Here is a 10,634-nt window from a genome sequence, read left to right on the forward strand (position 1 = left end):
GGCCAGGGTGCCGGCCCCGGCGAAGAGCAGCGCGGTGAGCATCCTGGCGATCACCAACCTCACTGCCTTCCTCCTGGCCGTGGGCCCGGCAGGGGAGCGGGGCCCGTGTCGGGCCGGCATCGCCGGCACCGGGCGGGACGTGGGAGCGCGGAACCCTGACGGGTGAGGAGCACGCGAATTCCCTTCGATGCCGCGAGCATTCGAGATTTCGAACGATGTGCGAAGAGTCGATCAGAAGATAGGTTTGGACTGACGGTGCGTCAACACTTCTGGCGCCCTTGATTCGGGTGAGACCCCCGCCGTCGATCCGGAGCCGCGATCGATTTCCGTGGTAACCGGATATTGTGGCTCCTGTTGTGATTTCGGTTGTTTCGGCGGGAACGTGAGAGGCTCAACGGTGTGGCGGGTGCCCGCCGATGTCCCGATCGGGGATGGTTGCGCTCCTGTCAGTGACATCCGTCATACCCGCTTCGCGTACTGAGCGTCCCGGGTAGTAGATACCCCTTGGGTGACATGCGTGATTTTTCCGCATCGAACCAGACATACGCCGCACAAGATCCCATGTCGCTTGCCTGTGGCGGCCGGTTCGCCCTTTTGTCGCCCACGCGGCAATTCTGACGGTGGGTCAGCAAGCCGGGGTGCTTCCCGAGCCGGGCCAGCACGCCCGCGCGCCGGATTCAAGGGGTGACGTCCACTACGAGCCCCGGTAGTACCACAGCTCGTTGCCCACCGCTCGAACACGTTTTAACAATGACGGCCCCGCAAGGAGTCTCCGCAGCTCAGGCACAGCACGGGTGCCGACGGCCGCAAGGGAGACCTTCCGCGATCACCGAGCGAGGTCCGCATGAGAAAGCACCGCAGGAAGACGCGTCACCGGCAGATAACCGTTGCTGTCGTCACGCTGGGAGCTCTGGCCTTGCCGTCGGCCGCCATGGCGTGCCTGGAGGACGGGCAGGGGGACACCAGGTCCCACGGCCAGTGGAGGACCTGGAAGAACGCGTCCTCCGGCGAGCGGTGGAAGAACGGGGACGAGGCGGCCTCCCGCGAGAGGTGGAAGAACGGCGAGTGGACCGCGAAGGCCTCTCCCTCCGCATCGCGGACCACCACGCCGGCACCGACGCGGACGCCCGAGGCCCCCAAGGCCTCCGAGACACCTGCCGCGCCCGCCGCCCCTGCCGCGCCCGCCGCGACCCCGAGCGCTCCGCGGGCGACGGCCCCGGCCGCCCCGCCGGCCACGGGCGCCGTCGCACGCGTCGTCGCCCTCGTCAACGGCGAGCGCGCCAAGGCCGGATGCTCCGCGGTGACACTGAACGCGAAGCTCTCGAAGGCCGCTCAGGACCACAGCCAGGACATGGCGGACCACAAGAACATGTCGCACACGGGCTCCGACGGCTCGGACCCGGGCGAACGGATCACCCGCGCCGGTTACGTCTGGAGCACCTACGGCGAGAACGTCGCCTATGGATACGACACCCCCGAGCAGGTCATGGCGGGCTGGATGTCCAGCCCAGGCCACAAGCGCAACATCCTGAACTGCGCCTTCAAGGAGATCGGCGTGGGCCTCGCACAGCCCGGCGACTACTGGACCCAGGACTTCGGCACGGCCCGCTGACCGACGCCGCTCCGGCGGCTTCCACGGTCCGCTGCCGCGACGAGCGGCAGTACACAGGGAGACACCCCGTACACGGCCCCGGCCGCGGCCTACTCCGCGGCGCGGGGCCGGTACGTGCTCACGTGCACGCCCGTGCCGCTGGTGACCGTGGAGACCAGCTCCAGCGTGCGCAGCACACCGTCCTCGGGGAAGATCCTCTTGCCCCCTCCGAGGAGTACCGGCTCGATCATCAGCCGCAGCTCGTCGACCATGCCCTCGTGCAGCAGTGTGCGCACGAGTGTGGGGCTCCCCATGATCAGCAGGTCGCCGCCCTCGCCGTCGCGCAGTTCCCGGACGCGGGCGACGGCCCCGTCGCCGGGGACCAAGCTGGTGTTCTCCCACGTCAGCTCGTCGTCGCCGAGTGTCCGGGACACCACGTACTTCGGGATGGCGTTCATCCGGTCGGCGAACGGGTCGCCGGCCCTCCCGGGCCACGCGGCGGCCATCGTCTGCCACGTGCGGCGTCCGAACAGCAGGGCATCCGCCTTGCCCAGCGCCTCGTCGAAGGCGCCGCCCATCACCTCCGGGTCGAAGAACGGGTGCGACCAGCCGCCGTGGGCGAAGCCCCCGTCGGTGTCCTCCTGCGGCCCACCCGGCGCCTGCACGACACCGTCCAGGCTCATGAACTCGCAGACCACGATGCGCATGGGGCTCACTCCACTTCCTCGTTTCCGGGCTGTACGGCAATGGAGACTGCCGCGCCGTCGAAAAGTCATCGCGCCAGTCCGGCCCCATGCGTCCGGCCCCACGCGACCGCCGGCGGTGTCCGGCCCCGCGCGTCCGCGCCGCCCCGCGGGTCAGTGTTGTGCGTGGTCCCGAAGATGCCGCAGCACGAGTTCGTTCAGGGCTTCGGGTGCTTCCTCGGGGACCCAGTGGCTGACGCCCCGCAGGGTCTCGAACCGGTACGGCCCGCTCACCCACCGGCCGGTCGCGTGCGCGGCGGCCGGGCCGAAGGCGGTGTCGTCCGTGCTCCAGACGTACAGAGTGGGGACCTCGACCACCCCGATCTCGCGGCCGGGGCGCCCGGCCCGGTACCAGTTCAGCGCGCCGGTGAGCGCGCCCGGTTCGCGCAGGCGCCGCAGATAGGCCTCGAGCCTGCCCGGCGGCAGAGCGCCGTCGACCAGGGCCCGGAGTTCCGCCGCGCCGTCGGCGAGCATGCGGCGCTCGGTGTCCGGAGCGCGCCAGTCGCGCATGTACTGCGAACGGCGCCGCTGGTCGTCGTCGGTGCGCAGGGTCTCCGCGAGGGCTCCGGGGTGCGGGGTCGACACCACGGTCAGCGTGCGCAGGCGGCCGGGGTGGGCGTCGGCGGTCCACCATGCCAGCGCTCCGCCCCAGTCGTGGCCGACCAGGTCGAAGGCCGGCCAGCCCAGAGCGTCGGCGATCGCCAGGACATCGTCGACGAGCAAGTCCATGCGGTACGCGGAAGGATTCTCCGGACGCACCCGGGGCGAGTATCCGCGCAGGTCGGGCGCCGCCACCCGGTGGCCCTGCGCGGCCAGCGCGGCGACCTGCCGCTCCCAGGTGAGGCCGCTCTGCGGGAAGCCGTGCAGCAGCAGCACCGGGCGGCCGCCGGGCGGGCCCTCCACGACCGCGTCGAACACGCCCGCGGGGGTTGGGATGCTCGTATGACCCGTCACGATTCACCTCTCCATACCGACTGGTCGGTCAGCTTCCCGGCCCCGGGGCCGTCTGTCAAGATCCCGGTTCCGCCCGCCGTCGCCGCGCTGCGCCGCGCCCCGCCCGGCCCGCGTGGGCGGAGCCGGGCGGGGGCGCGGAGTCGGCGGTCAGCAGGGGGTGGCGGTCAGCAGGGGGCGTCGCCGACCGCGTCCAGGACGGCACCGAACCCCTCGTCGTAGTGGTCGGCGTAGTCGCCCGGGTTCACCGGGCGGACTTCCTTGGTGCCCTCCGCGTAGTTGATGAAGCAGCCCGGGCGATTGGCGCGGAAGGAGTAGACGTGGTCGTGGAAGGCGGCCGGGACGTCGACGTAGCCGCCCTTCCAGACGTACAGGTCGCCCCCTCCGTTCTCCCCGGTCCACAGGCAGATGGCATTGGCCTCGCATCCGGGGACCGCGGCGGCGGGCGTTGTCGCCGAGCCGAGGGTGCCGAGGGCCAGTGCGGCGGCGAGAGCGATGGCGTGTGTCTTGCGCATGGTTCTTCCTTTGCTGGTCTTTCCCGCGAAGCGCCGGTGAGGCGGCGGTGAGACGGCGGTGCCCGACCGTCTCGGTAATCCGGGTTTCGGCGGCACCGGGACCGGCCTGGAGGGGTTTCCCGTCGCCTTCCGCAACCGGGAAACAGACAACGTCCGCCAACGCTGCCCGGGCATGCCGTCCGAAGCGGTGCGCGCTCGGATCGCGCGTCGGCGAAAGCGAAACGAGCGTGATGCCTTGATGGATCAGTCGAATCGTCTGTACGGTCGGCGCATGGACCGGAATCGACTGCACCACCTGCTCGCCCGCGAAACGGACCTGGCCCGCGCCGGGAACCCCCGTTCCAGGGCGGCGTACGACAACGCGGGCCATCTCTTCGGGCGTGTCCCGATGACCTGGATGAACAAGAGCGCCGGAGCCTTCCCGCTCTATCTGCACAGTGCGCGGGGCGCCCGGGTCCGGGACATCGACGGGCACGAGTACACGGACTTCTGCCTCGGTGACACCGGGGCCATGGCCGGCCACTCCCCGGACCCCGTCACCGAGGCCGTCGACCTGCGCTACCGGGAACTGGGCGGCGCGACCGCCATGCTGCCCACCGAGGACGCCGAATGGGTGGGCGCCGAACTGACCCGCCGGTTCGGTATGCCGCGCTGGTCCTTCTCGCTCACCGCCACCGACGCCAACCGCTGGGCCATCCGCCTCGCCCGTGCCGTCACCGGCCGTCCCAAGATCCTCGTCAACGCCTACTGCTACCACGGCAGCGTGGACGAGTCGCTGATCGTCACCGGCGGGACGGACGACCGGGGCGTGCCCCGCCCCGGAAACGTCGGGGCGCCGTGCGACGTGACCCTCACCAGCCGGGTCGCGGAGTTCAACGACACGGACGGCCTGGAGCGGCAGCTCGCCCACGGGGACGTCGCCGCCGTCCTCATGGAGCCCGCGCTCACCAACATCGGCATCGTGCTTCCCGAGCCCGGCTACCTCGACTCCGTACGGGAACTCACCCGCGAGTACGGCGTCCTGCTGATCAACGACGAGACCCACACCTTCTCCGCCGGGCCCGGGGGCTGCACGGCTGCGTGGGGCCTCGACCCGGACATCCTCACGATCGGCAAGGCGATCGGCGGGGGGATCCCGGCGGGTGCCTACGGCCTGTCCGCCGAACTCGCCGACCGGCTGCTGGGCCGCACCGATCTCGATCTGATCGACATGGGCGGCGTCGGCGGCACCCTCGCGGGCAACGCGCTGTCTGTCGCCGCCATGCGCGCCACTCTCGAGCACGTCCTCACGGACGAGGCGTTCAAGGGCATGTGCGCCCTCGCCGGACGCTTCGAGGACGGCGTGCGCGCGGCGGTCGCCGCACACGGCCTGCCCTGGTCGGTCAGCCGCCTCGGTGCCCGCACCGAGTACCGGTTCGCGTCCCCGGCGCCCCGCACCGGCACCGAGTCGGCGCAGGCCGGCGACACGGAGCTGGAGGACTTCCTGCACCTGTGGATGGCGAACCGCGGCATCCTCATGACGCCGTTCCACAACATGGCCCTGATGAGCCCGGCCACCACCGAGGCCGACGTGGACGCCCACACGGCCCTGTTCGCGGAGGCACTGGCCGAGTTGGCAGGATGAGCGCGTGGACGACATCGACCGCGCGATCCTCCGCGAACTGCAGACCGACGGCCGTATCCCCTACGCCGACCTGGGCCCCAGAGTCGGCCTGTCGCCGTCCGCCGCCCGCCAGCGGCTTCAGCGGCTGACCGAGTCCGGGGCCGTCCAGGTCGTGGGCGTCACCGACCCGATGGCGATGGGCGGCCAGGCCATGGCCCTGCTCGGCATCGCGGTCGGAGGCGACCCGCGAGCCGTGGCGGACGAGCTGTCACAGCGTGAGGAGGTGGTCTACGCGGTGCTCACCTCGGGCGGCTACGACCTCTTCGCCGAGGTCGTCTGCCCGCGCCCGCCCGATCTGCTGGATTTCGTCAATGACGTCGTACGGCAGGTCGACGGCGTGACCAGGGTCGACAGCTTCCCCTACTTCGCCATTCATACGCACCGCTTCCTGTGGAACGTCGGCTGACGGGCCGGCGGACCCGAAAGCGGACACCACGACGGCGCGTACCCCGAAGCGCGGGGCGGCCCGGGCCCGGGCGACGGATCCCCCGGGCCCTGCGCATGCCCTACTGCACGGTCCGCGTCGCGTCGCGCTGGTGCGGGAACGCGATGGGCGGCTCGCTCTGCTGCACGATCAGGGTGCGCTTCGGGGCGGGAACCGTGATGCCCTCGGCCCGGTAGCGCTGGTGCAGGCGCTTGATGAACTCGTGCTTGATCCGGTACTGGTCGCTGAACTCGCCGACCCCGAGTATGACCGTGAAGTTGATCCGGGAATCACCGAAGGTGTGGAAGCGGATGGCCGGTTCGTGGTCCGGGACTGCGCCGGTGATGTCGGTCATCACTTCCTCGACGACCTCGGTCGTGATCCGCTCGACGTGCTCGAGGTCGCTGTCGTAGGCCACGCCCACCTGCACCATGATCGACAGCTGTTGTTCCGGCCGGCTGTAGTTGGTCATGTTGGTGCCGGCCAGCTGGGCGTTGGGGATGATCACCAGGTTGTTCGACAGGTTGCGCACCACGGTGTTGCGCCAGTTGATGTCGACGACATAGCCCTCCTCACCGCTGCTGAGCCGGATGTAGTCGCCGGGCTGCACCGTCTTCGACGCGAGGATGTGCACGCCCGCGAACAGGTTCGCCAGAGTGTCCTGCAGGGCCAGGGCCACGGCCAGACCGCCCACACCGAGCGCGGTGAGCAGCGGCGCGATGGAGATGCCCAGCGTCTGCAGGACGACGAGGAAGCCCATCGCGAGGACCACGACACGCGTGATGTTGACGAAGATCGTCGCCGAGCCCGCGACCCCCGACCTGGACTGGGCCAGTGACCGCACCAGGCCGGTGATCACCCGGGCCGCCGTGAGGGTCCCCGCCAGGACGAGCAGCGCCGTCAGCGCCGTGTTGACGTTGTGGCCGACTCTCGGGGTCAGGGGAAGCGCCGTGGCCGCCACCGCGGCGCCCGCGACCACCGCCGCCCACGGGACGAGCGTGCGCAGGATGTCGACCATCACGTCGTCGCCGGCCCACCGTGTCCTGCTGGCGCGTTCTCCCAGCCAGCGCAGTGCCAGGCGCAGCAGCAGGGCGGCCGCCAGCCCGGCGGCCAGCGCGATCCCGGCCACGATCAGGTCATGGAGCGTGAGAGCCCGGTTCATCGGTCCTCTCCTCCTGTCCGGCGGAGCGGTCCGGAGGTGGCATGCGCCGTAGTACGTCGCTTGCGGTCTTTCGTCACCTTGTTACCTGTTCGACTCTGAGGGTCCGCTGTCGCGCCGGGACCTGAGGGCAAGTACGGCGCGGTGGTGGCCCATCCTGCCGTACACGGAGGTCACCGTGGCATCCGGCCTTCCCGCTCGCCGGCCCAACTGCCCCCGCCCGTCCGGCAGTCGTCCCGCCGGCGGTCAACCCGGCCACCCCGAAGGCCTGGTGCACCCCGGCAGGCGGTCGGCTGCCGCCGCGGTGCCGGTCTTTCGCGACGCGTCGTGGAAGGCGGCCGGCACGGGGTCGCGGTGTCCGTACGCGCCGGTTGCCTCCTCCGGAAGGGCGCCGGGCCGGGTTCTCCCGTCGGCGTCCACCCGCACGAGCCGGTCGGCGGGCGGCAGGCGCACCGCCACGCTGTCGCTGTCATCGAGGCTGTCGAGGTCGCGGCCTGCAGGGGCCGGAGGCGGGTGCGGAGGAGAGCGTCCACGATCGGGCGGTGCTCCAGGTTGCAGCGGATGCGGCGGATCGCCGGCCGGGCCAGGATGCCGGGGTAGCGGAAGCCAGATCTCCGTGCCGGGCCAGTCCACGTCGTCCCCCGCCCGCGGCGCCCCGTCGCGCCCGCACGCCTCGTACCCCAGTGGCCGTTTCCCAGGCCGGGTATGAGAGACGGCGGCGACGGCGACAAGGCCCCCTGCCGGGGCATCCGGCACCCGCACGGCGCCGCCCGGGTTCCTTGCGCCCCGGTGCGGGTGCCAGGGACCGTCCGCGCCCTCCGGGAACTGTCCCCGGCGATCACGCGCGGAGCCGGGTGACCATGGGTTGCGGCGGTGGCGGAACCGCGGGGACGAGCCCGGTGAGCCGGTCGGCCGCGGGCTGATCGCGGCATTGCGCGCCCCGCGCTGCCGCTGCCCCGGCTGCGGGCGTCGCTCCCGCCGCGCCGGCGTCCATCACCGCCGCTTCCGCGACGGCGGTCGGACCCGCCCGCGCCCGCGCTGCCGCTGCCCCGGCTGCGCGCGCCGCTCCCAGCGCGCCGACCTCCACCACGTCCGCCGCTTCCGCGACGGCGGTCGGACCTACCCAGGTCCGTGTACGACTGCTGGGCGGCCGTGCCGTCATCGTGGTCGGCGACGAGGCCGCCTCGGGTCGGCTCCGTCGCACCGGACCCGCGCCGCACGCGCCCCGCCGGGTATCAGCACTTCGGGCGGCGGCCCAGGGCCTCGCGCGGGGTGTCGGCCGCCCGGCCCGACGGCGGCCGCCGGGCGGCCGGTCCCGGAGGCCCGCCCCACCGTCCGTTCACTATTTTTTCTTGGTGTTCATTTCGTTGACTCTGTGTAAATCAAATGGCTACTGTGACTGCGCCACAGGGTGCTGCACACCCCACCCGGACACGTAAGGGCATGCATGAGCGTCAAGAGCAACACCGTCAACACGCCCTCGGCCGATCCCGAGGCGGACTGACAACCAAGATCCACCTCGCCTGCGACGGCCGGGGACGGCCGCTGGCCGTCATGCTCACCGCCGGCCATCGTCACGACGGCGTCTGCGCACGCCCGCTTCTCGAGCGGATCCGAGTGCCCCGCATCGGTCGGGGCCGACCGCGCTGCCGACCGGACCACGTGGTCGCGGACAAGGCCTACGCCTCCCGCGGCTTCCGCGCCTACCTCCGCAAGCGCGGCATCAGCCACACCATTCCGGAGAAGCGGGACCAGCAACGCCACCGCCGCAACCGGGGCCGTGACGGCGGGCGACCGCCGCGGTTCGACCGGGAGATCTACCGCCGGCGCAACGCCGTCGAACGCTGCTTCAACCGGCTCAAGAACTTCCGCGGCATCGCTACCCGATATGACAAGACCGCCACCTCCTACGAAGCAGCGGTCTCTCTCGCCTCATTCCTGCTATGGGCAAGATCCGTTTGAAGACGGACCCTAGTCACCGACGAGGTGGAGGTGCTGAAGTGGAGCACCGAGCCGTTCGAGGAGCCCACCGAACTGATCGGCACCGGCGCCGCGCACCTGTTCGTGGCGATCGACCAGGACGACACCAACTTCATCCTGCGCCTGTGGGACGAGGCTCCCGGCGGCGGCCGGCAGTTGATCACCTCCGGTTACCTCAAGGCGTCCCACCGCGAGCTCGACGAGGATCGCACCACCGAGGCCAACCCCTACCACCCGCACACCCGCACGGTGCCGGTGGAGCCCGGGAAGATCGAGGAGTACGTGCTGCGGCTCTACCCGTTCGCCGCCACCTTCAGGCCGGGCCACCGCCTGGTGGTGGAGCCTGGTGGTGGAGCTGTCGAACGACGAGCCGCTGGTCGACGCGCACAACGCGTTGCTTCCGCCGGACGCCTTCCACCTGCCGGTGGGCCGCCCCGTCACCCACAAGATCTACCGTGACGCCGCGCACCCCTCCCGGCTCGTGCTGCCCTTCACGACGGTCACGGCGACGGACGCGGCACCGTCGGGCTCTGCGGGCAGCGGAGGAGACCGGCCCAGCGGCTCCTGACGGGTTCGACGCCGACCGGGGGACCGCCGTACCCTCCGGTCGGCGGGCCTCGGGACCGCGACCGGCTCTCGCCGGCTACCTGGTGTGCAGCATCAGCGCACGGCGTGTGTCGTCGCCGTAGGTCCCCGTCTCGTCGCCGCGTACGCCGTACCACTCCTGGAACCTGGCCACGGCGGCCCTGACGTCCGCGTCGTAGACGCCGTCGACCGCACCGCTGTCGTAGATGTTCGGGACCTGGAGCAGACGGACCTGCAGCTCGTACACCCCGTGGCCGCTGTCACCCTCGCGCAGGACGCCCGTGCCCGGGATCTCGGGAAGCGGGGGAGCCGGGTCGGAGGGGAGCGGCAGGTCCGCCCGGCCGGACGGCGGGGAGGGCGCGGCAGGGGAGGGGGCACGGTCGGCCGACAGCGACGAGACCAGGAAAAGTCCGCTCACGGCGCCCAGCCCGAGGATTCCGGCGACACGTGTACCGCGCCTACCGGCGAAACGCCGGCCTCCCGCGCCGTCGTTTCTCGCACCCCGCTCTCCCGTGGCTGTGGAGGCCGGCGCGGGCACACGGGCCGGTGGCGGCGGCGTTTCCGTGGGCGAGACAGGTGGTTGAGGGCGCACGGCGTGCGCGCGGGGCGCCGACCGGGTGGTCGTGCCGGGCGGCGGCGCGGGGAGGCCCGGGCCGCCGCCGCGGTCGCCGTCCTCCTGCCGTGCGGCCCGGGACGGCGGAGCCACCGGCCGTGAGGAAGGCGGCCGCACGGAGGGCCGCAGGGACGGCTGCGCCGAGGGGCGCACGGCGGGCTGTGCGGGGATCGCGCCGTTCACGGTCGTGGGCCTTCCCGCCGGCCGGGGCGGAACACTCCGTGCCGGCCGGGTGCCTCGCCACCACAGCGGGCCCACCACGACGTCCCGCGGTTCGTCGGCCCGGCGAACGCGGCGGACACGGAGGACACGCAGGACCGGGTGAGGGGCTGTTCGAGCACGCACGGCGTGTGCACGCCACCGGTGACCCCTTCCGCGCCGCCGACATGGTCCTGCCCGCCCCGCCGGGC

At 71.9% G+C, this 10,634-nt stretch carries 10 protein-coding genes; 5 read left to right on the forward strand and 5 right to left on the reverse strand.

Features of this window, described 5'->3' with window-relative positions:
- Positions 1-844: 844 nt before the first annotated feature.
- Entirely contained in the window at positions 845-1,612 is a 768-nt protein-coding gene (locus GUY61_RS28440) for a CAP domain-containing protein (RefSeq protein WP_166633121.1), read from the forward strand.
- 89 nt (positions 1,613-1,701) lie between these two features.
- On the opposite strand, the gene GUY61_RS28445 is transcribed toward GUY61_RS28440, so the two are convergent.
- From GUY61_RS28445 to GUY61_RS28455, 3 genes are all read right to left on the reverse strand, one after another.
- Positions 1,702-2,298, reverse strand: a complete 597-nt coding sequence (locus GUY61_RS28445) for a dihydrofolate reductase family protein (RefSeq protein ID WP_166633128.1) — start codon at positions 2,296-2,298, stop codon at positions 1,702-1,704.
- A 150-nt stretch (positions 2,299-2,448) separates the two neighbouring features.
- Positions 2,449-3,288 (reverse strand): alpha/beta fold hydrolase, encoded by an 840-nt coding sequence (locus tag GUY61_RS28450; RefSeq protein ID WP_166633122.1) that lies wholly within the window; start codon positions 3,286-3,288, stop codon positions 2,449-2,451.
- A gap of 164 nt (positions 3,289-3,452) precedes the next feature.
- Complete coding sequence (locus GUY61_RS28455) at positions 3,453-3,800, reverse strand: peptidase inhibitor family I36 protein (protein ID WP_166633123.1); 348 nt, start codon at positions 3,798-3,800, stop codon at positions 3,453-3,455.
- Between the two features lie 271 nt (positions 3,801-4,071).
- On the opposite strand from GUY61_RS28455, the gene GUY61_RS28460 reads away from it, so the two are divergent.
- Complete coding sequence (locus GUY61_RS28460; protein ID WP_166633124.1) at positions 4,072-5,424, forward strand: transaminase; 1,353 nt, start codon at positions 4,072-4,074, stop codon at positions 5,422-5,424.
- Between the two features lie 4 nt (positions 5,425-5,428).
- Positions 5,429-5,869, forward strand: coding sequence for an Lrp/AsnC family transcriptional regulator (locus GUY61_RS28465; protein ID WP_166633125.1), 441 nt, complete (start codon positions 5,429-5,431; stop codon positions 5,867-5,869).
- A 100-nt stretch (positions 5,870-5,969) separates the two neighbouring features.
- Here GUY61_RS28465 and GUY61_RS28470 read toward each other — a convergent pair whose 3' ends face one another.
- Positions 5,970-7,049 carry a mechanosensitive ion channel family protein gene (locus tag GUY61_RS28470; protein ID WP_166633126.1) on the reverse strand — a complete coding sequence of 360 codons (1,080 nt, stop codon included), beginning with the start codon at positions 7,047-7,049 and terminating at the stop codon, positions 5,970-5,972.
- Positions 7,050-8,489: 1,440 nt separating this feature from the next.
- Here GUY61_RS28470 and GUY61_RS28475 point away from each other — a divergent pair.
- Positions 8,490-9,008 (forward strand): IS5 family transposase, encoded by a 519-nt coding sequence (locus tag GUY61_RS28475; protein ID WP_166633127.1) that lies wholly within the window; start codon positions 8,490-8,492, stop codon positions 9,006-9,008.
- 24 nt (positions 9,009-9,032) lie between these two features.
- Positions 9,033-9,485 carry a CocE/NonD family hydrolase C-terminal non-catalytic domain-containing protein gene (locus tag GUY61_RS28480; protein WP_313896909.1) on the forward strand — a complete coding sequence of 151 codons (453 nt, stop codon included), beginning with the start codon at positions 9,033-9,035 and terminating at the stop codon, positions 9,483-9,485.
- Positions 9,486-9,669: 184 nt separating this feature from the next.
- On the opposite strand, the gene GUY61_RS41650 is transcribed toward GUY61_RS28480, so the two are convergent.
- Positions 9,670-10,029 (reverse strand): peptidoglycan-binding protein, encoded by a 360-nt coding sequence (locus GUY61_RS41650; protein WP_313896910.1) that lies wholly within the window; start codon positions 10,027-10,029, stop codon positions 9,670-9,672.
- Between the last annotated feature and the right edge of the window lie 605 nt (positions 10,030-10,634).

The sequence above is a fragment of the Streptomyces sp. GC420 genome (genome assembly GCF_009916105.1).
In the GTDB taxonomy this organism is placed as follows: domain Bacteria; phylum Actinomycetota; class Actinomycetes; order Streptomycetales; family Streptomycetaceae; genus Streptomyces.

Excerpts from the sequence above, each read along its gene's own strand:
- GUY61_RS28445 (WP_166633128.1), bottom strand. The coding sequence starts at position 2,298 with ATGCGCATCGTGGTCTGCGAGTTCATGAGCCTGGACGGTGTCGTGCAG.
- GUY61_RS28455 (WP_166633123.1), bottom strand. The coding sequence starts at position 3,800 with ATGCGCAAGACACACGCCATCGCTCTCGCCGCCGCACTGGCCCTCGGC.
- GUY61_RS28470 (WP_166633126.1), bottom strand. The coding sequence starts at position 7,049 with ATGAACCGGGCTCTCACGCTCCATGACCTGATCGTGGCCGGGATCGCG.
- GUY61_RS28475 (WP_166633127.1), top strand. The coding sequence starts at position 8,490 with ATGCATGAGCGTCAAGAGCAACACCGTCAACACGCCCTCGGCCGATCC.
- GUY61_RS28460 (WP_166633124.1), top strand. The coding sequence starts at position 4,072 with ATGGACCGGAATCGACTGCACCACCTGCTCGCCCGCGAAACGGACCTG.
- GUY61_RS28440 (WP_166633121.1), top strand. The coding sequence starts at position 845 with ATGAGAAAGCACCGCAGGAAGACGCGTCACCGGCAGATAACCGTTGCT.